Origin of the sequence: Aquabacterium sp. CECT 9606, from assembly GCF_918741295.1 — a bacterium.
In the GTDB taxonomy this organism is placed as follows: Bacteria; Pseudomonadota; Gammaproteobacteria; order Burkholderiales; family Burkholderiaceae_C; genus Aquabacterium.
In genome coordinates this window covers 366028-392137 of the sequence record NZ_CAKKNB010000004.1, presented here as the reverse complement: position 1 = coordinate 392137, position 26110 = coordinate 366028, and the positions used below count along the sequence as shown (strand labels likewise).

The 26110-nt window shown below is 63.8% G+C and carries 21 protein-coding genes; 7 read left to right on the top strand and 14 right to left on the bottom strand.

All coding sequences use genetic code 11. The features are described from left to right. Positions 1–85: 85 nt before the first annotated feature. The 7 genes from LQ232_RS19075 to LQ232_RS19045 all read right to left on the bottom strand — a co-directional run bounded on the left by LQ232_RS19075 (position 86) and on the right by LQ232_RS19045 (position 6120). Positions 86–1312, bottom strand: coding sequence for a fatty acid desaturase (locus tag LQ232_RS19075; RefSeq protein WP_230181973.1), 1227 nt, complete (start codon positions 1310–1312; stop codon positions 86–88). A 209-nt stretch (positions 1313–1521) separates the two neighbouring features. Then, entirely contained in the window at positions 1522–2265 is a 744-nt protein-coding gene (locus LQ232_RS19070) for a 1-acyl-sn-glycerol-3-phosphate acyltransferase (protein ID WP_230181972.1), read from the bottom strand. Positions 2266–2308: 43 nt separating this feature from the next. After that, complete coding sequence (locus tag LQ232_RS19065; protein WP_230181971.1) at positions 2309–3637, bottom strand: dihydroorotase; 1329 nt, start codon at positions 3635–3637, stop codon at positions 2309–2311. A 7-nt stretch (positions 3638–3644) separates the two neighbouring features. Next, positions 3645–4616 carry an aspartate carbamoyltransferase catalytic subunit gene (locus LQ232_RS19060; protein ID WP_230181970.1) on the bottom strand — a complete coding sequence of 324 codons (972 nt, stop codon included), beginning with the start codon at positions 4614–4616 and terminating at the stop codon, positions 3645–3647. Next, a complete protein-coding gene (gene pyrR, locus LQ232_RS19055) occupies positions 4613–5128 on the bottom strand; it encodes a bifunctional pyr operon transcriptional regulator/uracil phosphoribosyltransferase PyrR (protein ID WP_230181969.1) in 516 nt (171 codons plus the stop codon). Before pyrR ends, LQ232_RS19060 begins: the two co-directional genes overlap by 4 nt. Further along, positions 5129–5539 (bottom strand): Holliday junction resolvase RuvX, encoded by a 411-nt coding sequence (gene ruvX / locus LQ232_RS19050; protein WP_230181968.1) that lies wholly within the window; start codon positions 5537–5539, stop codon positions 5129–5131. After that, entirely contained in the window at positions 5536–6120 is a 585-nt protein-coding gene (locus LQ232_RS19045) for a YqgE/AlgH family protein (protein ID WP_230181967.1), read from the bottom strand. Before LQ232_RS19045 ends, ruvX begins: the two co-directional genes overlap by 4 nt. Before the next feature lie 20 nt (positions 6121–6140). Between LQ232_RS19045 and LQ232_RS19040 the strand changes: the two genes are divergently transcribed. Then, a complete protein-coding gene (locus tag LQ232_RS19040; protein WP_230181966.1) occupies positions 6141–7628 on the top strand; it encodes a deoxyribodipyrimidine photo-lyase in 1488 nt (495 codons plus the stop codon). Between the two features lie 21 nt (positions 7629–7649). Here the strand turns inward: LQ232_RS19040 and LQ232_RS19035 are convergent, their stop codons facing one another. From LQ232_RS19035 to LQ232_RS19005, 7 genes are all read right to left on the bottom strand, one after another. Next, a complete protein-coding gene (locus tag LQ232_RS19035; protein WP_230181965.1) occupies positions 7650–8726 on the bottom strand; it encodes a GGDEF domain-containing protein in 1077 nt (358 codons plus the stop codon). Between the two features lie 4 nt (positions 8727–8730). After that, positions 8731–15012 (bottom strand): Hpt domain-containing protein, encoded by a 6282-nt coding sequence (locus LQ232_RS19030; protein ID WP_230181964.1) that lies wholly within the window; start codon positions 15010–15012, stop codon positions 8731–8733. A 42-nt stretch (positions 15013–15054) separates the two neighbouring features. Continuing rightward, positions 15055–17388, bottom strand: a complete 2334-nt coding sequence (locus tag LQ232_RS19025) for a methyl-accepting chemotaxis protein (RefSeq protein ID WP_230181963.1) — start codon at positions 17386–17388, stop codon at positions 15055–15057. An 18-nt stretch (positions 17389–17406) separates the two neighbouring features. Continuing rightward, positions 17407–17946: a chemotaxis protein CheW gene (locus LQ232_RS19020; protein WP_230181962.1), complete on the bottom strand. Its 540-nt coding sequence runs from the start codon at positions 17944–17946 to the stop codon at positions 17407–17409. A 3-nt stretch (positions 17947–17949) separates the two neighbouring features. Then, positions 17950–18315 (bottom strand): PleD family two-component system response regulator, encoded by a 366-nt coding sequence (locus LQ232_RS19015; RefSeq protein ID WP_300545117.1) that lies wholly within the window; start codon positions 18313–18315, stop codon positions 17950–17952. A 73-nt stretch (positions 18316–18388) separates the two neighbouring features. Next, positions 18389–18802 carry a PleD family two-component system response regulator gene (locus tag LQ232_RS19010; protein ID WP_300545118.1) on the bottom strand — a complete coding sequence of 138 codons (414 nt, stop codon included), beginning with the start codon at positions 18800–18802 and terminating at the stop codon, positions 18389–18391. A 45-nt stretch (positions 18803–18847) separates the two neighbouring features. After that, the gene (locus tag LQ232_RS19005; protein ID WP_230182384.1) at positions 18848–19000 is read right to left on the bottom strand and encodes a rubredoxin; all 153 of its coding nucleotides are present in this window, start codon (positions 18998–19000) and stop codon (positions 18848–18850) included. Positions 19001–19187: 187 nt separating this feature from the next. On the opposite strand from LQ232_RS19005, the gene LQ232_RS19000 reads away from it, so the two are divergent. The 6 genes from LQ232_RS19000 to LQ232_RS18975 are packed head-to-tail and all read left to right on the top strand — an operon-like array spanning position 19188 to position 26108. Beyond that, positions 19188–20141, top strand: coding sequence for a hydroxymethylpyrimidine/phosphomethylpyrimidine kinase (locus tag LQ232_RS19000; protein ID WP_371820317.1), 954 nt, complete (start codon positions 19188–19190; stop codon positions 20139–20141). Continuing rightward, positions 20131–21417 carry a glutamate-1-semialdehyde 2,1-aminomutase gene (gene hemL, locus LQ232_RS18995; protein WP_230181961.1) on the top strand — a complete coding sequence of 429 codons (1287 nt, stop codon included), beginning with the start codon at positions 20131–20133 and terminating at the stop codon, positions 21415–21417. The genes LQ232_RS19000 and hemL overlap by 11 nt, the downstream gene beginning before the upstream one ends. Before the next feature lie 2 nt (positions 21418–21419). Beyond that, positions 21420–22802: a UDP-N-acetylmuramate:L-alanyl-gamma-D-glutamyl-meso-diaminopimelate ligase gene (gene mpl, locus LQ232_RS18990; RefSeq protein WP_230181960.1), complete on the top strand. Its 1383-nt coding sequence runs from the start codon at positions 21420–21422 to the stop codon at positions 22800–22802. Continuing rightward, positions 22799–24139, top strand: a complete 1341-nt coding sequence (locus tag LQ232_RS18985; RefSeq protein WP_230181959.1) for an NAD(P)/FAD-dependent oxidoreductase — start codon at positions 22799–22801, stop codon at positions 24137–24139. The genes mpl and LQ232_RS18985 overlap by 4 nt, the downstream gene beginning before the upstream one ends. Before the next feature lie 23 nt (positions 24140–24162). Next, entirely contained in the window at positions 24163–25221 is a 1059-nt protein-coding gene (locus LQ232_RS18980; RefSeq protein WP_230181958.1) for a hypothetical protein, read from the top strand. After that, positions 25218–26108 (top strand): MipA/OmpV family protein, encoded by an 891-nt coding sequence (locus LQ232_RS18975; protein ID WP_230181957.1) that lies wholly within the window; start codon positions 25218–25220, stop codon positions 26106–26108. The genes LQ232_RS18980 and LQ232_RS18975 overlap by 4 nt, the downstream gene beginning before the upstream one ends. Positions 26109–26110: the final 2 nt, after the last annotated feature.

Sequence of the window (26110 nt, the reverse complement as noted above, 5' to 3'; positions counted from 1 at the left end):
CATCATGGGCATGAAAAAGCCCCGCACTGCGGGGCTTGGACTTGCTGGCAGCGGCGGAGACGCTACGCCGTATAGATGCGCTATATCAAGCGTGTGCAGCGCGCAGCTTGCGAGAGAAATCTTCCAGGGCCGCCACACCGCTGGCTTCAGCTCGCTGGCACCAGCCTTGAAGATCCACCACCAACTGCTCGGCAGACACATTGGTTCGCGTCCACAGGGCCCGCAACTCTTCACGCATCACGATCAGCTTGTCCAGCTTGGGGTGGGCTTCGCGGGCTTGTGAGATCTCATTGCGCAAGCCCTGCGGCACCTTGTCGTCATCGCGGTGCAACCAATGGCGCACGCGCTGCAGCTTGTGGGCCGCCGCTTCTTGGCGGCTGGCTTTCAGCCGCGCCAGTTCAGCCGAACAAGCGGCACTGACTTCGCGCGCATACCCGGCCATCAGCTCATAACGGTGGGCCACGATGGCCTCCAGCGTCTTGGCATCGGCCACCGGGCGGATGTCACCCAAAGTCAGGCGAGGGGCGGTTTTGCGCACCTTGGCCAAACCCATCACCTCAAGGGCACGGATGTAACCCCAGCCAATGTCGAATTCGTAAGGCTTGACCGACAGCTTGGCCGACGTTGGGTAGGTGTGGTGGTTGTTGTGCAGCTCTTCACCACCAATGATGATGCCCCAGGGCGAAATGTTGGTGGACGCGTCGGGCGCTTCGAAATTGCGGTAGCCCCACCAGTGACCAAGGCCGTTGATGATGCCGGCCGCCGTGACCGGTATCCAGAGCATTTGCACAGCCCAGACGGTGATACCGATGGCGCCGAACAGGAAGAGGTCAAGCAGCAACATGAGGATCACACCCCAGTTGGCCTTGCCGGTGTAGACCACCCGCTCCAACCAGTCGTTGGGGGTGTTGTGGCCGTATTTCTTCAGGGTTTCTTGATTTTCTGCTTCGGCGGCATACAACTCACGGCCACGCAACAGCACGGTTTTGATGCCATGGGCAACCGGGCTGTGGGGGTCTTCTTCGGTTTCACACTTGGCGTGATGCTTGCGGTGAATGGCAACCCACTCTTTGGTGACAATGCTGGTGGTCAGCCACAACCAGAAACGGAAAAAGTGCGACGGGATTGGATGCAAATCCAACGCGCGGTGCGCCTGCGCACGATGCAGGAAGATGGTGACAGAAGCGATGGTGATGTGCGTCAAAGCCAGCGTTGCCAGCAGCACTTGCCACCAGCTTGCGTCCAAGACACCTTGCACCGACCATTGCACGAGTGTGTCGTGGACAGCACCCATGGACAGAAAATCAAACATTCAAAACCTTTCGAGCGGAACCAGCCATTGTAGGTGGCTCACTGTAAATGGTGCGCCCTCGTGTCAAAACAATAGGGGTTGCCGCAATCACGAAGCAGGGTGACAACCCTTTGTGCAAACGCGTGCCTTGCGGCTTTTTCCACACCATCTTGAGTTTGCCTGTGCTGCCCAAGTTCAACCGCCAGAAAAAAGGCGGCAGAACACCTATTTCAGTAGAGGCAATCGGCGATCCGGGTGCTGAGCAGTTCAGCCAGGGCGCGGCGGTCTGCGTGGTCGACGGCCTGCAACGGCAAGACGTTGACGTGCACGGTCAGCCCTTGAGCGGTGATCACGCCCCAGAGAGACTGCCAGAGCGTGGTGTCGCCGACGAAAGCCGCGGCTGGGCTGATGTCATGGGTGGCATCGCTGTAACGCAGGGCCACCGGCTGAACGGGTTCCTTGGCGTCGATCGCGGCCTGCAGCATGTTGGCGTGGAAGTGCATCAAGGCCCGCCCGTCGCCTGTGGTGCCTTCGGGGAAAACGGCGACCGTGTAACCGTCGCGCAGCGCGTCGGACATCAGCCCCAGCACCCGCATCGCGTCGCGGCGGCGCTCGCGTTGGAGGTACAAGGTGCCGGCCGCAGTCACCATGTAGCCCACCACAGGCCAAACCGCCACTTCGGCCTTGGACACAAAGCGCGACGGAACGACCGAATTGATGGCCACGATGTCCAGCCACGAAACATGGTTGGACACCACCAGCTTGGCGCCGGGGCGGGCATGCCCCTCCACGACCAGCGTGACGCCCAAGACCTTGAGCAATTGCTGGGACCAGCGGCGCACCACTTCATCACGCTCTCCGGGGGGCCGGTCAACGTAGGCGATGCGGGCGAGCCACAAGCCGCGCACGATGTGCACGACGATGCCCAGCAGCCGCCAGGGGCCAAGCACCCAGGTGGACCACGCGCGGCTCATGGGCGATGCCATGACGAGGACTTTGTCGGACGGCACGCTTTGGTCAGGCGGTGACTTCGTGGGCGACTTGGCCGGCCACCAAGGTCAGGCGGACGCGCCCCGGCAGATCGGTGCCCGACACCTCGAAAGCGAAAGGCGTGTGCTTGCCTTGGCTGGTCAAGGCCGCGGGGTTGGCCTGCCAGCGCACGCTGGGGTCAAAAATGCAGACATCCGCCACGCCGCCTTGCACAAGACGGCCTGCGCTGGACGACAACGAACCCAAAGCATCGCCCAAGACCTTGACGGGCCCCGCCGTGACAACCGACAGCGCTTGGCGCAGGCGCGCAGGGTTGGCAGGCTGGTCTTGATCAGCACCGGCCCATTTCAGGGCCAGGCTCAACAACAGCTCCAGGCCGGTCGCGCCGGGCTCGGCTTCGCCAAAGGGCAAGGTCTTTTCGTCCTCGCTGACGGGTGTGTGGTCGGACACCAGGGCATCCAGCGTGCCGTCGGCCAAGCCGGCCTGCAGGGCATCGCGGTCACGGCCCTGGCGAAGCGGCGGGTTCACGCGCATGGCGGGGTTGAAGTAGCCGATGTCGATGTCCGTCAGTAGCAGGGAGTTGATGCTGACGTCGGCGGTGATCGGCAGGCCCTGCGCTTTGGCTTGGCGGACCAGGTCGACGCCGGCGGCGCTGGAAATGCGACACAGGTGCACACGCGCGCCAGTGGCCCGCACCAGTTCGATGATGGTGTGCAGAGCGATGGTTTCGGCGCTGACCGGCACGCCAGACAAACCCAGGCGCGTGGCCACCGGACCGCTGGCGGCCACGCCCTTGCCCAGCCAGGCATCTTGCGGACGCAGCCAGACGGTGTAGCCGAAGGTGCCGGCGTATTGCAGGGCGCGTTGCAACACCTGGGTGTCACGGATGGGCACTTCGGCCTGGGAGAAACCGATGCAGCCCGCTTCGTGAAGCTCGGCCATTTCCGTCAGCGTCTCGCCTTTCAGTCCACGCGTCAGCGCCCCCAGCGGGAAGAGGCGGCAGCGGCTGAGCTTGCGCGCGCGGAACTTGAGCATCTCGACCAAGCCGGGCTCATCCAGCGTGGGGTCGGTGTCGGGCAGACAGACCACGCTGGTAACCCCTCCGGCGGCCGCGGCAGCGAGTTCGGATTCGAGCATGCCTTCGTGCTCGTGGCCGGGTTCGCGCAGGCGCGCGGCGAGGTCGACCAGGCCAGGGGCCACGATCAAGCCCGTGGCGTCGATCGTGCGGTCGGGCGTGAAGTCAGCCTTGGCGTCGCCGATGGCGGTGATGCGACCACCGGTGATGGCCAGGTCGCCGATTTGATCCAGGCCGGAAGCGGGGTCGACCAGGCGGCCGTTCTTGATGAGGATTTTCATGTCGGGTTCAAGCCTCGTTGCCGGCGATGATGGACATCACGGCCATGCGCACGGCGATGCCGAAGGTGACCTGGGGCAGGATGACGCTTTGCTTGCCATCGGCCACGGCGGAGTCAATCTCGACGCCTCGGTTGATGGGGCCGGGGTGCATGACGATGGCGTCGGGCTTGGCATGGGCCAGTTTTTCTTCGGTCAGGCCGAATTCTTTGAAGAACTCGCCCGCGCTGGGCAGCATGCCGCCCGACATGCGCTCGTTCTGCAGGCGCAGCATGATGATGACGTCGGCGCCCCTGATGCCTTCAACCATGTCGTGGCAGACGCGCACGCCCATCTCGCGCAGGTCGCCGGGTACCAGGGTGCGGGGGCCGACCACGCGCACTTCGGGCACGCCCAGCGTGGTCAGCGCGTGGATGTTGGAGCGAGCCACGCGCGAGTGCACGATGTCGCCCACGATGGCCACAGTCAGGTTGCTGAAGTCTTTCTTGTAGTGCCGGATGGTGAACATGTCCAGCAAGGCCTGCGTGGGGTGCGCATGGCGGCCATCCCCAGCGTTGACCACGTGCACGTGCGGGGCCACGTGCTGGGCGATCAGGTAGGGCGCGCCGGATTCGGCATGGCGCACCACGAACATGTCGGCGTGCATCGCGCTGAGGTTGGCGATGGTGTCGAGCAGGCTTTCGCCTTTGGAGGCCGAAGAGCGCGCGATGTCCAGGTTGATCACGTCGGCAGACAGGCGCTTGGCCGCGATCTCGAAGGTGGTGCGCGTACGCGTGCTGTTCTCGAAGAACAGGTTGAACACGCTCTTGCCGCGCAGCAGGGGCACCTTCTTGACCTCCCGGTCATTGACGCTCAAAAACGTCTCGGCGGTGTCCAGGATCTTGTGGATCACCGCCTTGGGCAAGCCTTCGGTGGACAGCAGGTGGATCAGCTCGCCGTGGCCATTGAGCTGGGGATTGCGCTGGAACTTGGCGGTCGTCATTCGACCCTCTCGAAATGGAACTGGAAACGGCCGTCGTCGGCGCGGGCCAGCGACACGCGCTGGTCGGCCGGCAGGGTGATGCGGGCGGCCGACAGGGCCGGCTCCACAGGGAGTTCGCGCCCGCCGCGGTCGACCAGCACCGCCAGGGTGACGCTGGCCGGGCGGCCAAAATCGAACAGCTCATTGATGACGGCGCGGATGGTGCGGCCGGTGTAGAGCACGTCGTCGATCAGCAGGATGTGCCGGCCTTCGACAGAAAACGGCAAGTGGGTGGCGTCGGTGGTGGCGGCCATGCCGCGCGAGCCAAAGTCGTCCCGGTGCAAGGCCGACGAGATGACGCCGTGGGCTTCGGTGCGGCCCAGGTCCTGGCTGAGGCGCTCGGCCAGCCAGGCGCCGCCCGACCAGATGCCGACCAGGGCGGTGTCCGCCGTGACGATGCGCCGCACGCCAGACAGCAAGTTGGCATAAAGCGCCTCGGCATTCAGGTGCAGGGTGTTTTGCTGATCGCTCACTCAGGCCCCTTTGAAAGGTTCGGGATGTTCGTTGAAAAACTGCTGCAACAGGATGGCGGCGGAGGTGGCGTCCAGGTCACGGGCGCCGCCGGCGATGGCCTCGGTGGTGGAGTAACGTTCGTCCACCTCATGTACCGGGAGCTTGAAACGGCCTTGCAATTGGCGGGCAAAGCGGCGCGCGCGCAGGGTGTTCTCGTGCTCGGCACCATCGGGGTGGAATGGCACGCCCACCACCAGGGCATTCGGGCGCCACTCGTCGATCAGGCTGCCAATTTGCGCAAAGCGGGCGTCGCCGTCGGCGGCGATGGTGCGCAAAGGCTGGGCCTGGCGCAGCAAGGTGTTGCCGCTGGCCACGCCCACCCGCTTGAGGCCGTAGTCGAAGGCCAGGTAGCTTTGAACGGCCAGGCTCATCCGTGCCCGGCCTCGGACGTCAACATGCTTCGGTCGATGCCCAGCAGGGACAAGGCCCGGTCGTAACGCTCTTCCACCGGGGTGTCGAATATCACAGCCGGCTCGGCATTCACATTCAGCCAGCCGTTGCGGCTCAGCTCGTCTTCCAGCTGCCCGGCGCCCCAGCCGGCATAACCCAGGGTGATGAACACCCGGCTGGGTCCGGCGCCGTTGGACAGGGCTTCCAGCACATCGCGCGACGTGGTCATTTCCAGGCCACCGGGGATTTTCAGGGTCGAGCTGTAATGCCCCCCTTCGTCGCCCAGGCTGTCGTGCAAAACGAAGCCGCGCTCGGTCTGCACCGGGCCGCCGAAGTAGACTGGCCGGGACGCCAGATCCTCCCGCTCCAGGTTGAGGTCCACTTTTTCGAAGAGATTTCTCAGATTGATGTCGATCGGACGGTTGATGACAAGGCCCAAAGCCCCGTTTTCAGTGTGTTCACACAGGTACACAACCGCGCCCGCAAAGTTGCCGTCGGTGATACCGGGCATGGCAATGAGGAACTGGTTGCTCAGATCGATGGAGGTTGCGCCTTCAGACATGCCATGATTTTAGACCCCACATGACAACCCCGTTCGATTCCGCCCTTGTCTGGTTTCGCCGCGATCTGCGCAGCACCGACCACGCCGCCCTGCACTACGCCCTGAAACAGGCCCGGCGCGTGTGGTGCGTTTTTGTGTTCGACACCGACATCCTGGACCCCCTGCCCCGTGCGGATCGCCGCGTGGTGTTCATCCGCGACAGCCTGTTGGAGCTGGACGAGGCCCTGCGCCAGCTCGCCGCCGCCCGCGAAGTGCCCAACGCGCAGGGTGCCGGGCTGATCGTGGTGCACGGCAGCGCACTCACCGAAATCCCTCGACTGGCCCAGCAACTGGGTGTTCAGGCCGTGTTCGCCAACCACGATGACGAGCCCCATGCGCTGGTGCGCGACGCCCAGGTGCGCGGCAAGCTGAGCGATGTGGGTGCAGCCCTGTTCACATCCAAAGACCACGTGATCTTCGAGCGCAACGAGATCCTGACCGGCAACGACACGCCCTACGGCGTCTTCACGCCCTACAAGAACAACTGGCTGAAGAAGGTCGACGAGTTCTACGTCAAGGCCTACCCCGTGGCGCCCCATGCGCAACACCTGGCAGCCATCCCCGCCGACGTCGGGATGAAAGCGCCGGATGGATCGCGGATCCCCGGTTTGGGCGAGCTGGGCTTTGAGCCCACGGACGCGCTCAAGGTGCCCGCGGGCATGAGCGGGGCCCAGGCTTTGCTGGATGATTTTCTGGAGCGGATGGACCACTACCGCGACACCCGCGATTTCCCGGGCGTGAAAGGCCCAAGCTACCTGTCCACCCACCTGCGGTTTGGCACGGTGTCGATCCGCTTGCTGGCCAAACTGGCCTGGGATCGGGCCAAGGCCGGGTCCACCGGCGCGCAAACCTGGCTCTCGGAGCTGATCTGGCGCGATTTCTACCACCAGGTCATGCACCACCACCCCCACGTGATCGGCCACAGCTTCAAACGCGAATACGACAAGATCAAGTGGATGAGCGGCGCCAAGGCCGAGGCACGTTTCGCGGCCTGGTGTGGTGGGCGCACCGGTTACCCGCTGGTGGATGCCGCCATGCGCCAGATCAACCAGACCGGCTACATGCACAACCGCCTGCGCATGGTCGTGGCCAGCTTCTTGATCAAGGACCTGGGCATTGACTGGCGCTGGGGCGAGCGTTACTTTGCCGAGAAGCTGCTGGATTTCGACCTGGCCGCCAACAATGGGGGCTGGCAATGGGCGGCCTCCAGCGGCTGCGATGCCCAGCCCTACTTCCGCATCTTCAACCCCATCAGCCAGAGCCAGAAGTTCGATGCCGCCGGCAAGTTCATCCGCCGCTACGTGCCCGAACTGGCCCACCTGAGTGACAAGGCCATCCATGCCCCTTGGCTGCTGGGCGATCTGGGGGATGCGGTTGACTATCCCGCGCCCATCGTGCAGCACGAGGCTGCGCGGGCCGAAACCCTGGAGCGCTACGCGGTGGTCAAGACCGGCGAAAAGCCGCGCTGAGGCAAGCGGCCGTTCAAGCAGTCAGAACAACTCGATGTTGCCGACCCTGTCGCCTTCGGTGGTGATGACGCCCTGGTTGACCAGATTCTCGAAACACAGGGTTTGATTGCGCCCCTGGTGCTTGGCCTGGTAGACGGCCTGGTCGGCGCGCGAAAAGGCCGCAGTAGGCGTGTCATGCGGATGAACGCCCGTGAAACCCAGGCTGACGGTGACCTGCCCCACTTGTGGAAAGGCATACGCCTGCATGTTTTGGCGAAAACGCTCGAAGACGCGCAAAGCGTGCTTTTCAGTGCCGCCTCGCAGTAGCACCACGAACTCCTCGCCGCCAAAGCGGAACAGGCGGTCGTAGTGGCGGAAGGTCTGGCGCATGATGCGCGCCACCAGCACCAGCACCTCGTCACCGATCAAATGGCCAAAACGGTCGTTGACCAGCTTGAAGTGGTCAATGTCGATGACCCCGAGCCAGAAGGTGTTCATCTGCGAGCCACGGCGCTCGGCCTCGCTCTCGGCCTCCTCGGTGCTCAGCTGAACCGGCATCGAGGCTTTCAGGAAAGTGGCGTCGAAAGTCTGGCGGTTGAGCAAGCCGGTGAGCGAGTCACGTTGGCTGGATTCCAGCAGGTTCTGGAAGTTGCCAAACACGCGCAACAGGGTCTGCATGGAGCGCAGATCGCGCAAGGGCAAGGGCTGGGCCGAACGCACTTCCAGCACGCCCGATTGGCCCAGCTCCGCATGCAAGGTCAACACCGTCAGCCAGGTGGCAGCCTCGTCGGAGGCACCGTCTTCTGTCTCATTCAGGGCGCGCTGCACCAACGTGCGAGAAACCAGGGCTTCTTCACGGGAAGGAAAATCCTCCAGGAAAGGCATGGTGTCCGGGTCCAGCCAGGGCGGATCGCTGACAGTCAATTTGCCGCGCCGCGCCAGCCCCGAACACAACCAATGCTGGTCAGCACCCTCTTGGCCGAGAACGCGGTAAACACCAACGCTGCATGCCCCCAACAACTCCAGAACGCCTTGCGCCAGCGACACATCCAGCAACTCACGATCGCGCTGGGCGGTCAGGTGAGCGAGTTGGTCGATGGCACTCGTGTCGGTGTCCACCAAATCACGCGCCGTCACTCACACCCGCCGCTTCCCGCTGCAAGGCGTATCGGGCCACCAAGGCCAGCAGTTCTTCTTCGCCGTATGGCTTGCCCAGGTAATGATTAGCCCCCAACTGCGTGGCGTAGTCGCGGTGCTTTTGGGCAATGCGCGATGAAATCATCACCACGGGCAGCTGCTTCCAGCGCTCGTTGCCACGGATGTTGCGCACCAGGTCGAACCCGTCCATTCGCGGCATTTCGATGTCGGACAGCACCACCACTGGGACTTCTTCGGCCAGTCGCTCCAGGGCGTCCATGCCGTCCTTGGCCAGCACGACGCGGTAGCCTTCGCGCGCCAGCAAGCGCTGCGTGACACGCCGCACGGTCAAAGAATCATCAACCACCAAAACCAGCGGCGGCAAGGCTTCAATGGCCAGGGCGGCGGCCTGCTCGGCTTCCGTGTCCTGGCCACTGGCCACCGCGTGCAAAGCGGCCTTGGTGTAGGCCTGCGCAGCATCGCCATACACCGTGGCCAAGGCCACCGGGTTGTAAATCAAGGAAACCGCGCCCGAAGCCAGCAAAGTCATGCCCGCCAAGCCCGGCAGACGCGACAGCTGCGGCCCCAGGTTCTTGACCACCACTTCATGGTTGCCCAGCACTTCGTCCACGTGCAGGGCGATGCGTTGCTGCGCCGAGCGCACCACGATCACAGGCAGCGAACGGCCTTCGGTCGAGCCACGCGGGCTGTTCTGCAGCAAGGCGCCCAGCCAGTAGAAAGGCAAGACCAGGTCGGCGAACTGGTAGGTGCCGAACTCATAGGCCTGCTCGACCTCGGCCGGTTTGGCACGGCGCACCATTTCAATCAAGTGGGTCGGCACGGCCACGGTGACCTCACCACAGCGCAGCATCACCACTTTGGTGACCGCGGTGGTCAGGGGCAGCACCAGCTTGAAACTGGTGCCTTGACCGGCCGCCGTGGAGGTCTCGATGCGCCCGCCCATGGCGTTCACTTCAGCGCGCACCACGTCCATGCCGATGCCGCGGCCGGCCAGTTCAGTGACCGTGTCGGCCGTTGAGAAACCGGGCGTGAAAATCATCTGGGCCAGCTCGCCCGGCGGCACGTCCGCGTCAGGCTGGATCAGGCCCATGGCCACGGCCTTTTGGCGGATGCGGTCCAGGTTCAAGCCGGCGCCATCGTCGCGGAATTCCAGCGTGACTTCATTGCCTTCCTGGCGCAGGGACACGATCACCAGCCCGGCAGGATCCTTGCCTGCGGCCTGGCGCACGGCCGGGACTTCGATGCCGTGGGTGATGCAATTGCGCAGCAAGTGCTCGAAAGCACCGGTCATGCGTTCCAGCACCCCGCGGTCGACTTCAGTGGCGCCGCCCACGATGTCCAGCTTGACCTGCTTGCCGGTTTCCTTGGCCGCCTGGCGCACCACGCGGTACAGGCGGTCTGACAGGCCTTCGAACTCGACCATGCGTGTGCGCAGCAGGTCGTCCTGCAGGTCACGCGTCAAGCGCGCCTGGGCGGCCAACTGGTCTTCGGCGACTTCCAGTGTGCGGTTCAGCGAGCGCTGCACGGTGGCCACGTCGTTCACCGACTCGGCCATCATGCGGGTCAGTTCCTGGAAGCGGGTGTAGCGGTCAAACTCAAGCGGATCAAACGTCTGGCTGGCGGCACGGGCGGCTTCCAGGCGGGTGTTGAGCTGTGTGTCGGCTTGCAGCTCGATGTCGCGCAGTTGCTGGCGCAAACGGCCCAAGTTGTCCGTGAGGTCGGTGAGCGAGCCACGGATCTGGCCCACTTGCGAAGCGATCCGGGTGCGGGCAATGCTGACCTCGCCGGCATGGTTGACCAGGCGGTCCAAAAGCTGAGGGCGCACGCGCACCACGGCCTGCACCGCGGCCTGAGCTGCATCGCGTTTTGGCGCGGCGGTCAAGCGGCGGCCGTTGTTGGCCAAAGAGGTCCAGTCGATCACGGCTGGCGCCGAGGCGCTTTCAGGTTGCTCGGAAGCCGAAGGCGACTCAGGCGCAGGCACATTGGTGGGGACGGCGTGGGTCACCACGGCGGTGGGCATGGACTCGACCACGCGCGAGACCGATTCAACCGGTTCGGCGGGTGGCAGTGGCTTGCTCACCTCGGCGTCGTAGTTCTGGGCATCGCGTTGGGACAAGGCCTCGAACTCTTCCACCAACGCATCGACGCGGGCTTCCAGCGGCTCGACCTCATCACGCGTGATCGTCTCCGAGCCAATCAGGTGCTCGATGGTGGTTTCAAGGCGGTGGGCCAACTCGCCCAGGCGCATGGCACCCGCCAAACGCGCGCCGCCCTTGAAGGTGTGCAAGGTGCGCATGCAGGCGGCCGGTGCGGCCGGGTGGGAGGGCTGCTCCAGCCACTGGCGCATTTGGCTGGCCAGTTGGGGCAGCAACTCCTGCGCTTCTTCTTCAAAAATGGGAAAGAGGTCGGGATCGACAGCGTCGTGGGCTTCCAGGTCGTCACGGTCGTCCAGGCCCGTGATGCTGTCGGCCTTGCGCATCACTGGCGCTGCGGCGGCAGGCACCTCGGGCAGCGAGTCCAGCGATTTGATCTCGGCCTGGCCCAGGGGGCTGGGCTGGGTCGGGACCACTTCGTCGTGGGACGATTGGTCAAACGACGAATCAGGCACCGCCGACTCATCGACCGAATGCACCAGGCGCAGGTGCCCGTGGCTGCGGTTTTCGTCCGAGGCGGGCTGGCCGCCTTCATCATCGCCTGCGTCGAGTTCGCCCAGCAGACTCCGTGCTTCCAGGCGGCGCGAGGCGGTGTGGTCGTACACCTCCAGGCGGCGCATCAACTCGTCGTTCGGGGTCTTGAGGAAACCAGCCGCGAATTGGTGCAGCAGGTGCCGGATGTCGTCGGCCGCTTCGTTGAACAAGGCGGCCACTTCGGGCTCGCCACGGCCCAGGGCGTGCGCGCGCATCAGGCTGTGCTCCAGCAAACGCGCCAGCTGCGACAGCTCGGTGTAACCCACAGTGGCCGAATTGCCTGCCAGCGAATGTGCCAGAGCGATCGCGTCTTCAGACACCGGGTGGTGCAGCTCCAGCGCCCATTCGCTGAGCGAGGTGCACAGGCGGCGCGACTGCTCGTCAGCCTCGTTCAGGTAGATGTTGAACAGCGGGATGCTGATGCGCAGCGGGCCGATGACCTTGACCTGCTCGTCGGATTCGGAGGGAAGCTCGTCGGCGGGGGCCGGCTCTTCGAACACGACAGGCTCACCTTCCAGCAGCATGGGCTCATCCACCGTGACCGCGGCCGTCTCTTCGACAAACACGCCGGGCTCGGACTCGAGGTACAGCGGTTGTGAGTTTTCAAAGACCTCGGGCACCTGAACCTGCAAGGCCTCGTCGGACACGATGTCCAGGACGATGGCCGGCTCTGGCTCCAAAGCCAGCTCACCTTCTTCCTGCGGCAATTCGGGCTCGGCCAGGTCGGGCGCTTGCTCGGCGGCCAAGAACGCCGCCTCTTCTTCGGGTGGCAACTCCAAGGTCAGCAAATCGCCATCGATGCTGGGCAGCAACGACTCAGTGAATGCCGATGGCTGGGTGACGGGCTCTTCTTCAGGAGTGTCTGACGACGCCTCCTGCTCGCCCCCCAGGTCGACCAGGGGCAAAGTCAGGTCGGACAGGTCGTCTTCAGCCGGGGCCGATGACTCTTCAGCGGCGAACGACTGGACATCCGTGGCGGCAAAGGTGGAGCCCCCACCGATGGGCACGCGGCGCCCTTCCAGGCGCAAGGTGTCGGCAGCACGAACCAGGTCGGCGCTGTGCCAACCTTGCGCATTGCGCGCCTCGATGGCCTTGGTCCAACCGGCCATGTACTCCAGCGCTTCCGCGGTGAAGCCCAGCAAATCAGGGCTGGCAGGCGCTTGCGAGGCCATCCAGGTGTTGAACAGTTGCTCGCAGGCCCAGCCGGCTTCACCATAGTCATTCAGACCAACCATGCGCGAGCTGCCCTTGAGGGTGTGGAAACCACGGCGCACACTGGTCAGCAAGGTGACATCGTCCGGGTGGCTGACCAAGCCCTCCGTGGCCTCCAAGGCGCTGGCAATGACTTCGTTGGCTTCTTCCAGGAAGATGCCGCGCATCTCGTCGTCTTCTTCCAGGCCGGTGGGCTCGGCGGGCACCACGGGTGTCGGCATCAGGGGCGCATGGCCGCTGTCGGTGAAGGTTTCACCCACGGGCAAATCCAGGCCCACGGGCTCGGACACGGACTGGGCAAAATCGGCCATGACCTGGGCCACTTGCTCGCGCGCCAGCGTCTGCGCATCTTCATCATCAGAAGCCTGCGCCGTGGCCAAAGCGGCCTGGGCGGAAGCCACCGTGTCGGCCAAGGCGGGCTGGTCTTGCACCATGGGGGTGTCGGCCAGCTTTTGCAGCTCGTCGGAGACATCGCTCAGGGACACTTCATCGCGCGTGACGGACTCGACCACCGCCTCGGCCGCGGTCTGCACCTCGTCGCGTTCAGCCTTCTGCGCCGCGGCTTCGACCGGGTCGGGCAAGGCCACCGGGATCGGGGCCGAACGCTCGCGGCCCATCAAAGGCGACAGCACGCCAGTCTCGGGGTCGTACTTGAACAGCGCTTTGACCAAGTTGGGCTGCACATTCAGCATGTCGATCAGGAAGCCCAACGCACCCAGGTTCGTGGCCAGGCGGTCGAACACGCCCGCGTCGCCGGCTTCCTGGACGTTGGTGTCCGGCTGCAGCAAGTGGTCGACGTCTTCGCGCATGCGAACGGTGGCGTGACCCGCCATGTCCAGGCCCAAAACGGCCAGCACACCCCGCATGGCCTGCAATTGCGTAGGCACATTGACCAGCGACGCGGGCTGGGTGGGGTCACGGAAGAACAGATCGATGTTCTTTTCGGCCTCGCTCAGGTTGCTGCGCAACTCTTGCACCACGCTGCCGATGGTCTGGCGGTCGGAGACGCGGCGGTACAGGTCTTCCATCCACGATTCGAGCGGCTGGGCCGGCTGTCCTTGGCGGACCGCGTCAATGCGGCTGGCCAGGCGGTGGATGCGGTCTTTCTGCTCGGGGTGGTCGAACTCGCCGTCTTCCAGCGAGGCCTCCTGGTAGAGCAGGCTGGTGGCCACTTCCATGGCCAGACTGGGCTCAGGCGCCTGGCCCGACTGCACGGTCTGGTTCACAGCCTGCGACAGCGAATCGGCCAGCACTTCCCCATCGGGGTACAAGCGCTTGAGCGACTCGCTCACCAAGGCAAATTGTTCGTTGAGACCGCCCAGGCGCAGCAACTCGCCGGCGGCGACGGCCGACCAGCCGTCCTTGGCGCCGGCCACGCGCTTGACGGCCTGCGCCACCCAGGCGGGGTCATAGCGCCCCAGGCTGGATTCCAGCAAGTTGACCGGCGCGTGCTGGTCCAGGCCAAAAGTGCGGCGCACGTTCGAGAGCACCGAATCGGGTTTGGCATTGGCGCCAGAGGCCTGGGCACAGAAAAACAGCAGCTCTTGCGCCAAACGGTCGGAGGGCGTTTCCTTGCCCTGGACCAGCACGCGCAATTGCTTGAGGAGCGAGGACAGCACCCGCTTGGCGTGGACGGTCAGCGGCACGTGGTCACCCGCCAGGGCTTCCAGGAAACCGCTGGCCAGCATCCAGGTGGCCGATTCGCGGTGCGCGTGGCGCTGCGACGAACCACTGGCCAGCGACGCGCACAAATCGGCCAGGGCGACGGCATCGCGTGGCTGATTGCGGCGCAGCAAGGCGAGCAAGCCGGATTCAAAATCATCCACCGTGGCCTCGTCGGCCGCGCGTGGCGTGGCCGACTCTGGCGGCGCCAAAGGTGCTTCCAGCGCGACCTTGGGCCAATCCTGGCTCCACAGATCGGTGGGCCGTGGCAAGGTGGTGCCGGCCAGGGACATCAAGGCTTCGTATTGCGGGAACAGTGCCAATGCCGGCACGTTCTTGCCGTTCAGCCGGCGCCCGATGTAGTCCATCAAGGCGAAGGAGCCGCGCTCCACCGCCAGCACAGCAGCCTCCGTCAGCGACGCAGGCCGGTTGATGAACTTCTGGACAACGGCTTCACTGGCCCGCAGCAAGGTGGCCCCGGCGGGCAAGCCCGCCAATTCCAGCGCACCCACGCCCTGGTGGATTTGCTGGCGAGCCTGTCGCAGCACGGCGGGGTCGCGCGCGTCCATGTCGGACTCGGACGACGTGGCGTCCTTGAGACCACGGTGCAGCGCCTTGTGCGCGGCATCCAGCGACTTGCGGAGTTCTTCCTGAACCCACGCCAGGGCGCTGAGATCGTCTGACATCGGGGCTGCTTGCATGCTGTCCATGGGGTCGACTCTCGAGTCTTAAACGATCTTGAACCGGGACACCGACTGCTGGAGTTCGTCGGCGGTCTTGGACAGCTCGCGCACGAGCTGGGTCGTTGATCGGGTACCTTCACCGGTCTGCTCGGTCACCGCAAAAATGTGCTGGATGTTCGAGACGACCACGTTCGCAGATTCTGCTTCACGCAAGGCTTGTGAGGAAATCTGCTCAATCAGTTCGGCCAGTCGGCGTGACACGCGGTCAATGTCGCCCAGGGCGGATCCGGCAGCGTCGGACAGACGGGCCCCTTCCACCACGCCCTGTGTGGAGCGTTCCATGGCGGCCACGGCATCCTGGGTGTCGGTCTGAATGGTTCGCACCAGCGCGGCAATCTGCTTGGTCGCGTCGCCCGAGCGTTCGGCCAGACGTTGCACTTCTTCGGCCACCACGGAGAAGCCTCGTCCGGCCTCACCGGCAGACGCGGCCTGGATGGCGGCGTTAAGCGCCAGCACGTTGGTCTGTTCGGTGATGTCCGAGATCAGTTCGGTGATTTCGCCAATCTCTTGTGACGATTCGCCCAGCCGCTTGATGCGTTTGGAGGTGTCCTGGATCTGGTCGCGGATGGTGTTCATACCGCCGATGGCGTTCTGCACCGCGGTCAGGCCGGTGTCGGCGGCGGCCAGCGATTGGCGTGCCACTTCAGCAGACTGCTGGGCCTGGGCGGACACTTCGTTAATCCGGCCCGCCATCTGCAGCACCGATTCACCAGTTTCGCGGATCTCGCGCAGTTGTTCGTCAGAGGCCGCCAACAGCTCGGTCGACGTGGCTTCCACCTGCTGCGTGGTGTCGGTCGCACGTTGGACCGTGCTCTGCACCTGGGCCACCAGGCTGCGCAGTTCTTCCACCGTGAAGTTCACCGAGTCGGCGATGGCGCCGGTGATGTCTTCAGTCACCGTGGCTTGTTGTGTCAAGTCACCTTCAGCGACCATCTGCAGTTCGTTCATCAAACGCAAAATGGCGGCCTGGTTGGCGTCGTTGACGCGCTTGGCTTCGCGCTCCTGGCGTTCGGCCTCCTGGCGCTGGCCTTCGGCCAATTGACGGCGTTGGGTCTGGTCGGTCAGGAACACGCGCAGCAAGCCAAAACCGGCGGCCACGGTGAGGGCCAGGAAGATCACGATCAACACAATGTTGACCAGGCCGATGCCGGCACCACCGGACAAGCGTGTTTGCACTTGCTCCAGGCCTTTGCGCAGAGGCTCGCTGTCGTCAATGATGGCCACTTGCGCATCGCGTGCGGCCACCAGGCCTTGCAGCGTGCCCAGGATGAAGGTCGATTGCGTGCGTGTCTGTTCGAACAGCTTTTGCAAGGCTTCGAGCGGCTCGCGCGTTTCGGCATCCTTGACGCCGTTCAGGCCCAGGTCCTTGTTACCGTTCAACAGGCCGTCGACGATTTCCTTGAAGGCGTTCAGATCCTTGCCCAGCAAGAACACGGCTTCGGTCGACACGCCTTCCACCGTCAGGAACTCGTTGGCTGATTTGCCGATACGCTGCGTCAGCATGACCATCTGGTTCATGGCGGTCAGCTCGGCAGGCGTGGCGCCACCTTTTTCGATCTTGGCGGTGGCGATGCCCTCGGCCAGGTCCAGCAGTTCAGAGGACTGGCCGTTCACTTCGCGCAAGGCCTGACTCACCTGGGTCAGCGTCTGCTTCTGCGCCAACACGAACTTGGCGTTCTTTTCGGCACGGTCCACCAAGGGCAGCAAAGGCAGCAAGGGCTCTTTGGCCGTGGCAGGCACTTCGGTCAAGCCGAGGGAACTGTCGCCCTGCGCCAGACCGCGCACATTGCTGGCCAGCACCTTGGCGGAATCGGCCACTTCCTGGAAGGCCTGCGCGCGGCCGATCAAGGCCTGCGACACCGACTTGGCCAAGCGTTGCGACTGCATCAGCGCCTGACCGGTGGCACCGGCTTGCGCCGCGCGGCGATCTGCAGAATTGACCGACAGGAAGGCACTGAGCATCAGGCCCAGGCCCCCGAGGATGAAGGCACCGAACAGCACACGCTGCTGGCGCTCGAGCGACCAGTTGCCAATCACGGGCAAGCCCGTGCGCGACTCCGCATTGGCCGCTTCCGCCGCATCGGCCTTGACGCGGGCATCGTGGTAGTCGGGCGGGAACTCGGAAGGCGCCGCCTCGGAAATGATCGAGTCGGACGACGTTCCAGCGCCAGGCTGGAGCGTGGACGATACCGCGTTGTGGGTGTCAACGGCGTTGGCACCTGACGAGGTCACTGGCGCTTCGGATGCCAGGGCCTCCGGCTGGACTTCGTCTTCGTCCTGCGACTTGCCCAGGTCCTTGATTCGACTCAGGAAACTCATGCCTTGTACTCCAAACGGTCAAGCGTCGATCTTGAGGAAAGCCTCGTCTGCGGTCAGCGCAGCAAGGTCGAGTTCGTACCAGGCCCGACCCTTGTCATCGACCACTTGCTGGCCAATGAAATGGGGGGTGTCTGGTGAAGGGGTGGCGCCGGCAACCATGTCTGCCGGGTTTCTCAAACCCAGCAGCCTGTCCACGACCAAGGCCGCGTTGAGCTGCAAAGAACTGTTCATCGCCACGAGCCGACCAGCCTCCCGGGCCCCCTGCTCTTGCGACCAACGCGCCACGGGCCGGGACAGGCCCAGGAAGACTGGCAAATCAACCACGCCATGCAACTGCCCGCGCAGGTTGGCCACGCCCAGGAACCAGGGCTGGCTGTGCGGCACGGACTGCAAGGCAGACAGGGGGAATATCTCGCCCGCTTGATCCAGGGGCAGCAAAAAACCATGCCCAGCGATTTCCACCGCCAACCAGTTTCGGGTTGGCGCTTGCTCACGCGCTGCCTGCAACCGCGTGGCCAGGCGTTTTTGCAGGTCCCGCAGGGCTTCTTTATTCGCCATGAATCAACCAAACGCCTTGATCTTGGCCAGCAATTCTTCAGGATCCACCGGCTTGACGACATAGTCGCGCGCGCCTTGGCGCATGCCCCAGACGCGGTCGGTTTCCTGGTTCTTGCTGGTGCAGATGATCACCGGGACGTCGGCAAAGGCCGGGTCGCGGGTGATGGCACGCGTGAGCTGGAAGCCGTTCTGGCCTGGCATGACCACGTCCATCAGGATCAGGTCAGGTTTTTCTTCTTGAAGGCGGCGCAAGGCTTCTTCACCGTTTTCGGCGGTGCGCACCTTGAAACCTTTTTTGGTCAACAGGTCTGACAGCACATGCAGTTCTGTCTTGGAATCATCAACCAGCAGGATTTTTTGAATGGACATGATCGATCAACCTCTTGGCGAACTCTGTGGGCAGCGCATGCGCGCCCTAGACGCAGAACCAGAAATGGTTCAATCAAGCACTGTACTGTGCCACCGCTTGGAGCAACTGATCCTTGGTGAAAGGCTTGGTCAAATAATCCTGAGACCCCACCATTCGTCCACGGGCTTTGTCAAAAAGACCGTCTTTGGACGACAACATGATCACCGGCGTGGCCGCGAAACGCGGATTGCGTTTGATGATGGCGCAGGTTTGATACCCATCCAGACGCGGCATGAGGATGTCGCAAAAGATGATGCTGGGTTCATGGTCATTGACCTTGGCCAGGGCGTCAAAACCGTCCTCGGCCAACAACACTTCATAACCACCCTGCTTCAGGAAAATCTCGGCGCTGCGCCGAATGGTGTTGCTGTCGTCAATCACCAGGATTTTCTTGGGGGCGGTGATTTCAGGGACATCGCTTAATACGGGCAAGCCAGTTTCAGTCACGGACCCATTCCTTTAATCAAGGGTGATGACGGCCAATGCCGCCCATCAAATCTGAACCATTTCGAAATCTTCCTTGCGGGCGCCGCATTCGGGGCACACCCAATTCATGGGAATGTCCTCCCAACGCGTACCGGGTGCAATGCCTTCTTCGGGCAGGCCGACCGCTTCGTCATAAATCCAGCCACAAATCAAACACATCCAGGTGCGGGAAGAGTTCACGTCTGTTCAAACCAGCTTGAATACAATGGGCTGATTGTAGCCATCCCACTCTTGTGAAAAACAAGGGTTTGTGGGCACCACAAGACGCTTGGCGCCGTGTGAGGCTCACAGGGACGACTCCCGCCCACTGGTCCGAACACGGGCCTGAACACGCTAGACGCACTGAATGAACACTCCCACCGACGGCCCCCAGGTTGATCCCACCACCGAAGCCGAAGACTCCGGAACACCGGCGTGCGTGATGAGCTTCAATGCCAGCGACCCCAGCGGCGCCAGTGGCATTGCGGCCGACATCGCCACGATGGCGTCCATGGGCGCGCACACCTTGCCAGTGATCACCAGCTTACTGATTCGAGACACGGCCGAGGTGTTTGAAATTCACGAAATCGACGCCGATGCGATCTCGGAACAGGCGCGCACCATTCTGGAAGACGCCACCATCTCGGCCTGGAAGGTGGGCTTCCTGGGCAGCGCCGAAGGCGTGAGCGTGGTCGCCGAAATCCTGTCCGACTACACCGACATTCCGCTGGTGTCTTATTTACCCAACGTCTCATGGATGGAAGAAGACGCCCAGATGTCCTATCTGGAGGCTTTTCGCGAGCTGATCCTCCCTGCTTCGCTGGTGTTGGTGGGAAACCACAAGACCCTGACGGACTTCCTGCTGCCCGAGTGGGAATCCGAGCGTCCACCTTCCGCGCGCGAACTGGCCGTGGCGGCCAGCGAAAGCGGTTGCGGCTATGTGCTGGTGACCGGCATCCAGTTGCCCGACCAGTTCATCGACAATGTGCTGGCCTCGTCGCAGGGGGCGATCGCGGGCGAACGCTTTGAGCGCTTCGAGGCCAGCTTCGTGGGCGCGGGCGACACGCTGTCGGCCGCCCTGGCCGCCATCCTGGCCACCGAAACCTCGGTCGACATGGCTGTGTCAGAGGCCTTGAGCTTCCTGGATCAGGCGCTGGACTCGGGTTTCCGCCCCGGCATGGGTGGCGTCATCCCCGACCGCTTCTTCTGGGCCCTGCCGCCGGGCGAAGCTGGTGAGGAGGCCGAAGGCGAAGCAGCCGCCGCTGGCGAATCTGGCCTGACCGACAACGACATTTCCCCGTCCTCACGCAATGTCCACTAATGCAGCTTTGTTCGAGCGTGCTCAGCGCTCCATCCCCGGCGGTGTGAACTCGCCCGTGCGGGCTTTCAAGGCCGTGGGCGGCACTCCCCGTTTCATCGCCAAGGCACAAGGCGCCTACATGTGGGATGCGGAAGGCCGACGCTACATCGACTACATCGGCTCCTGGGGCCCGATGATCCTGGGCCATGGCCACCCCGAGGTGCTCGAAGCGGTGCAGAAGGCGGCGCTCGATGGCTTCTCTTTTGGCGCCCCCACCGAGCGCGAGGTTGAGCTGGCCGAGGAGATCTTGAAACTGGTGCCCAGTGTCGAGCAGGTGCGCCTGGTCAGCTCGGGCACCGAGGCGGCCATGAGCGCGATCCGCCTGGCACGTGGATTCACGGGCCGCAGCAAGCTGATCAAGTTCGAGGGCTGCTACCACGGCCATGCCGATGCCCTGCTGGTCAAGGCAGGCTCCGGTTTGGCCACGTTTGGCCACCCCACCAGCGCCGGCGTGCCGCCTGAAGTGGTGCAACACACCCTGGTCCTGGAATACAACAACGTCGAGCAAATCGAACAGGCCTTTGCCGAAGTGGGCAGCGACATCGCCTGCGTGATGATCGAGCCCATCGCCGGCAACATGAACTTCGTGCGGGCTTCCGTGCCTTTCATGAAGCGCTTGCGCGAGCTGTGCACGCAGCATGGCGCCCTGCTGGTGTTCGATGAAGTGATGTCAGGCTTTCGCGTGGCCTTGGGTGGAGCGCAAAGCCTGTATGCCGAGCAGATCAGCGGCTTCACGCCTGACCTGAGCGTGTTTGGCAAAGTCATTGGGGGAGGAATGCCGCTGGCGGCCTTCGCGGGGCCGGCCAAGGTCATGGCGCAACTGGCGCCTCTCGGCCCGGTCTACCAGGCCGGCACCTTGTCGGGCAACCCGGTGGCCACGGCTTGCGGCTTGGCCACCTTGAAAGTCATCCAGCGTCCGGGCTTTTTCGAATCGCTGGCTCAGCGCACGCAAAGCCTGGTGCAAGGCCTGGTGGGCGCCGCCCAGCGAGCGGGCGTGCCTTTGGTGGGCGACAGCCAGGGCGGGATGTTCGGCTTCTTCTTTGCCGATGCCCTGCCGCAGCACTACCAGGCGGTCATGGCCCACGGGTCAGACAAGTTCAACCGCTTCTTTCATGCCATGCTCGACCGTGGCGTTTACCTTGCGCCAGCCATGTACGAAGCTGGGTTCGTGAGCGACGCACACACCGAGCAAGACATCGCCGACACAGTGGCCGCCGCCGCACAAGCATTGGGTTGAGCATGCACATTCACATTCTTGGCATTTGCGGCACCTTCATGGGTGGCGTGGCCGCGTTGGCCCGCGAGGCCGGTCACCGCGTGACGGGTTGCGACGCGGGGGTCTACCCGCCAATGAGCGACCAGTTGCGCGCCTTGGGCATTGAGCTGATCGAGGGCTACACCCCAGATCAGCTTGAACTCAAGCCCGACCTCTTCGTCATTGGCAACGTGGTCTCGCGTGGCAACCCGCTGATGGAAGCCATCCTGAACGCCGGGCTGCCCTACACCAGCGGCCCACAGTGGTTGAGCGAAAACGTGTTGCGCGGACGGCATGTGCTGGCCGTGGCCGGCACGCATGGCAAGACCACCACCACGTCCATGCTGACGTGGATCCTGGAGCATGCCGGCTTGCAGCCTGGCTTCCTGGTCGGTGGCGTGCCGCAGAATTTTGGCGTGTCCGCCCGCCTGGGTGATCTGGACGAAGCCCGGCGCCCTGCCTCGGGTCACCCTTTCGTGATCGAGGCTGACGAATACGACACCGCGTTTTTCGACAAGCGCAGCAAGTTCGTCCACTACCAGGCGCGCACTGCCGTGCTGAACAACCTGGAGTTCGACCACGCCGACATCTTTGCCGACCTGGCCGCCATCGAGACCCAGTTCCACCACTTGGTGCGCACCGTGCCCGGCCAAGGCCGCCTGGTGGTCAATGCCCGTGAAGACAGCTTGCAGCACGTGCTGGACCGCGGCTGCTGGAGCGATGTGGTTCGTTTTGGCGTGCGGGGCGATGTGCCGGGTTTCCGCGCCCGCGGCGAGCCCCACGCATTTGACGTGCTCAAGGCCGCTGTGCTGGTGGGCCGCGTCGAATGGAGCCTGATGGGCGAGCACAACCAGATGAACGCACTGGCCGCCATTGCCGCTGCCGAGCACGTGGGTGTATCACCATTGGTGGCTTGCGAGGCCCTGAGCCAGTTCGCCAACGTCAAGCGCCGCCTGGAGTTGCTCGGCGAGGTGAAGGGCATCACCGTCTACGACGACTTCGCCCACCACCCCACCGCCATCCGCACAACCGTGGACGGCTTGCGCCGGCGCATCAGCCCCGACCAGCGCATCATCGCGGTGTTCGAGCCACGCTCCAACACCATGAAGCTGGGCACCATGAAGGCGCTGTTGCCCTGGTCGCTCGAAGAAGCCGACCTGTCCTTCTGCCACAGTGGCGGGCTGGGTTGGGATGCGGCTGAAGCGCTGGCGCCCATGGGTGACCGCGCTGTCGTGGTCGACAACATCGACACGCTGGTGGCTAAACTGGTCAAGGTGGTCAAGCCTGGCGACCAGATCTTGTGCATGAGCAATGGCGGCTTTGGCGGGATCCACGGCAAGCTGCTCAAGGCCTTGGCAGACGCATGACTGCTGAGAAGGAAACATTGCCCGTGACTGCCACCCCACCTACCTTGTCTTGCGACGTGCTGATCATTGGCGGTGGCCCTGCGGGGTCCACCGCCGCGGCCCTGCTGGCCCAGCGCGGCATGAACGTCGTGCTGCTCGAGAAAGCGCAGCACCCGCGCTTTCACATCGGTGAATCCCTGCTGCCGGCCAATGTGCCACTGCTGGACCAATTGGGCGTGCGCGAAGAAGTCGAAGCCATGGCGATGCCCAAATACGGCATCGAGTTTGTTTCGCCTTGGCACCAGGACCGCACCTTCCTGGAGTTTCGCGAAGCCTGGAACAAGTCCATGGACAAGGCCTACCAGGTGCGCCGGTCCGACTTCGACCACATCCTGATCAAGAATGCCGCGCGCAAAGGCGCCCAAGTGATCGAAAACTGCCGTGTCAAGTCGGTGGATTTTCTACCCGACGAAACCGGTGCCGTTGTGCACGCCCAGCACGCCGACGGACAGGCCGCGACATGGCAAGCCCGCATGGTGATTGATGCCTCGGGCCGCGACACCTTCCTGGCCAACAAGCTGGACACCAAGGTCAAGAACAAGAAGCACAACAGTGCCGCCCTGTTCGGCCACTTCACCAACGCCCAGCGCCTGGAAGGCAAGTTGGAAGGCAACATCAGCCTGTTCTGGTTCGAGCATGGCTGGTTCTGGTTCATCCCGCTGGCCGATGGCACCACCAGCATTGGCGCAGTGTGCTGGCCCACCTACCTCAAGACACGCAAGAACAGCGTGCAAGAGTTTTTCATGGACACCATTGCGCTGTGCCCGCCGCTGCAAGCGCGGCTCAAGGATGCACAGTTGGTGTCCGAGGTCGAGGCCACGGGCAATTACTCCTACAGCTGCAAGCAGGCGCGTGGCCCCAACCATCTGCTGCTGGGCGATGCCTTCGCCTTCATCGATCCGGTGTTTTCCTCCGGCGTGTTTCTGGCCATGAACAGCGCCTTCTACGCGACCGAGGTGGTGCATGCGGCACTGCGCGCGCCGCATCAACTGGCGGCCGCGACCAAGCAGTTTGACCGCGTGATGCAAAAGGGTCCGCGCGAGTTCTCCTGGTTCATCTACCGCGTGACCAACCCCACCATGCGCGACCTGTTCATGGGGCCGCGCAACATGTTCCGCGTCAAAGAAGCGGTCATGTCCATGTTTGCCGGAGACATCTTTGGCAAGACGCCCATCTGGCCCTCGCTGTATGTTTTCAAAGGCATCTACTACATCGGTTCGCTGCTCACGCTGAGGCGCACGCTGGAAGCAGCGCGGCGCCGCAAGATCAACATCAGTGACACGGCCCAGGTCCGTTGACGCGCGACGAGGTTAATGCAGGCATGAGTCAGCTGCAGCTTGATTACATCCCGGTTGAAGACCTGGCCTCGTGGACCGAGGCTTTGGAGGGCCGCGGTGGCCACCGCCAGGTCCTGGGCATGGCGCTGTTTGGCCGCCCCGACACAGCGGAACAGGCCGAGTTTCAGCAGGTGTCGAAGCGGGACTGGCCTCGTCTGGCCTTGCCGGTGCTGGGCCATGCCACATCGGCGTGGGCCGAGGTATGGTCGGTGCCCAAAAATGCCGCGCCCATCGAGCATGGCGAGCTTGATGGCGTGGGCTATGTTCGGTGCCAGGACCTGGTCTTTGCATGGGTGAACACGCCATTGCCTGGCACGGACGTCGCCTTGGCGCCTTTGACCCGTGCGACCTACGATGCCTTGTTCAAAACACTGAACCAACTGGGCTGCGCTCACCCTTGGCGGTTCTGGAACTACCTGCCCGACATCCTGGGCACGCTCCAGGGCGAAGAGCGTTACCGCATTTTCAATGTGGGGCGCCACGAGTCGTTCTTGCGGCATTCGAGCATGATCGATCCTCACCCGCCAGCCGCTTGCGCGCTTGGGCAGCCCGCTGGATTCGAAGGGCCTTTGACGGTTTACGCCCTGGCTTCCACGGCGCCAGCGCATCCGATCGAGAACCCTCGCCAGATCAGCGCCTACCGGTATCCGCCACAGTATGGGGTGCGCAGCCCGACCTTCTCGCGGGCGACCGTGGCCCAGATTGACACCGAAGCCACGGTGTTCATCTCGGGCACGGCCAGCATCGTGGGACACGAGACCGTGCACCTGAATGACGTGAGCGCACAGACCGAAGAGACGCTGAACAACATCGAGGCCTTGCTGCAGCAGTTCAAAGTTGAACGCCCTGGCTTGACCTGGACAGCGGCCGACCTGAAGTTCAAGGTGTATGTGCGCCATGCCGAAGACCTGCCGCTGGTTCGCGCGGTGGTCGAGCGGCGTTTGGGCACACAGGCGTCCTGCTGCTACCTGCATGCGGTGGTCTGTCGCCCTGACCTCTTGGTCGAGATTGAAGCGTCTGCCACCCGGAGCCAAGCAGCATGACCATTTCCCCTTTGGCCCGCTGGATGGTGGCCCCCCTGATCGCCGGACTGCTCGGCTTGGCGCATGCCCAGCCCGAAGGCCCTCTGCTGATTGAGCCCTCGCCCCCAGAGCAAGGCAAGCTGAAACCCCTCTGGGAGCTGGGCTTGGGCGTGGCCGGTGCCAGCCTGCCCGACTACCGTGGCTCGGACGAAAGCCGTGCCTACGTGCTGCCCCTGCCCTACGTCGTCTACCGCGGTGAGGTGCTCAAAGCCAACCGTGACGGCGCAAGCGCAGAGCTGTTCCATGGCCGCCGCGTCAAGCTCGGGCTGAATGCCAACGCCAGCATCCCGGTGTCGAGCAAACGGAATCGGGCGCGCGAAGGCATGCCCAATCTGGCCGGATCGGTGGAGATCGGGCCGGCGCTGGACGTGCGCCTCTTTGAGTCGGCCAGCGGCTTGGTCCGGGTGAACTTCAGGCTGCCCGTGAGCGCCGGAGTCACGATTGGCCAGGGCAGTCCATCGTCAACCGGCTGGCAAACGGCGCCCCATGTGAACGTCGACATGGCCAATGTGGGCGGCTGGTCAGGCTGGAACCTGGGGGCCTTGGTTGGGCCGATCTACGCCAGCCAGCGGCGCAACGCCTACTTCTATGATGTGGCGCCCCAGTATGTGCGGGCCGACCGCCCGGCCTATGAAAGCCGCGCCGGCTATGCAGGCAGTCAGTTCACCGCCGCCTTGAGCAAACGATTTGACAGCTTCTGGGTAGGCGCTTTTGTTCGCCACGACAACCTGCACGGCGCCGTGTTTGAAGACAGCCCCCTGGTCAAGAAAAAGAGCTATCTGGCGGCGGGCGTGGGGGTGTCCTGGATCTTGGGGCAGTCGTCCACGCTGGTGGCGGTGGACGACTGACG

Bases quoted from the DNA above. Each gene is read 5' to 3' on its own strand.
- LQ232_RS19060 (WP_230181970.1), bottom strand. From the start codon at position 4,616: ATGACGACCGCCAAGTTCCAGCGCAATCCCCAGCTCAATGGCCACGGC.
- LQ232_RS18980 (WP_230181958.1), top strand. From the start codon at position 24,163: ATGAGTCAGCTGCAGCTTGATTACATCCCGGTTGAAGACCTGGCCTCG.
- LQ232_RS19075 (WP_230181973.1), bottom strand. From the start codon at position 1,312: ATGTTTGATTTTCTGTCCATGGGTGCTGTCCACGACACACTCGTGCAA.
- LQ232_RS19000 (WP_371820317.1), top strand. From the start codon at position 19,188: ATGAACACTCCCACCGACGGCCCCCAGGTTGATCCCACCACCGAAGCC.
- LQ232_RS19005 (WP_230182384.1), bottom strand. From the start codon at position 19,000: ATGTGTTTGATTTGTGGCTGGATTTATGACGAAGCGGTCGGCCTGCCC.
- LQ232_RS19065 (WP_230181971.1), bottom strand. From the start codon at position 3,637: ATGAAAATCCTCATCAAGAACGGCCGCCTGGTCGACCCCGCTTCCGGC.
- hemL (WP_230181961.1), top strand. From the start codon at position 20,131: ATGTCCACTAATGCAGCTTTGTTCGAGCGTGCTCAGCGCTCCATCCCC.
- LQ232_RS19040 (WP_230181966.1), top strand. From the start codon at position 6,141: ATGACAACCCCGTTCGATTCCGCCCTTGTCTGGTTTCGCCGCGATCTG.
- LQ232_RS19070 (WP_230181972.1), bottom strand. From the start codon at position 2,265: ATGAGCCGCGCGTGGTCCACCTGGGTGCTTGGCCCCTGGCGGCTGCTG.
- LQ232_RS19020 (WP_230181962.1), bottom strand. From the start codon at position 17,946: ATGGCGAATAAAGAAGCCCTGCGGGACCTGCAAAAACGCCTGGCCACG.
- LQ232_RS19015 (WP_300545117.1), bottom strand. From the start codon at position 18,315: ATGTCCATTCAAAAAATCCTGCTGGTTGATGATTCCAAGACAGAACTG.
- LQ232_RS19030 (WP_230181964.1), bottom strand. From the start codon at position 15,012: ATGTCAGACGATCTCAGCGCCCTGGCGTGGGTTCAGGAAGAACTCCGC.
- ruvX (WP_230181968.1), bottom strand. From the start codon at position 5,539: ATGAGCCTGGCCGTTCAAAGCTACCTGGCCTTCGACTACGGCCTCAAG.
- mpl (WP_230181960.1), top strand. From the start codon at position 21,420: ATGCACATTCACATTCTTGGCATTTGCGGCACCTTCATGGGTGGCGTG.
- LQ232_RS18975 (WP_230181957.1), top strand. From the start codon at position 25,218: ATGACCATTTCCCCTTTGGCCCGCTGGATGGTGGCCCCCCTGATCGCC.
- LQ232_RS18985 (WP_230181959.1), top strand. From the start codon at position 22,799: ATGACTGCTGAGAAGGAAACATTGCCCGTGACTGCCACCCCACCTACC.
- LQ232_RS19045 (WP_230181967.1), bottom strand. From the start codon at position 6,120: ATGTCTGAAGGCGCAACCTCCATCGATCTGAGCAACCAGTTCCTCATT.
- LQ232_RS19025 (WP_230181963.1), bottom strand. From the start codon at position 17,388: ATGAGTTTCCTGAGTCGAATCAAGGACCTGGGCAAGTCGCAGGACGAA.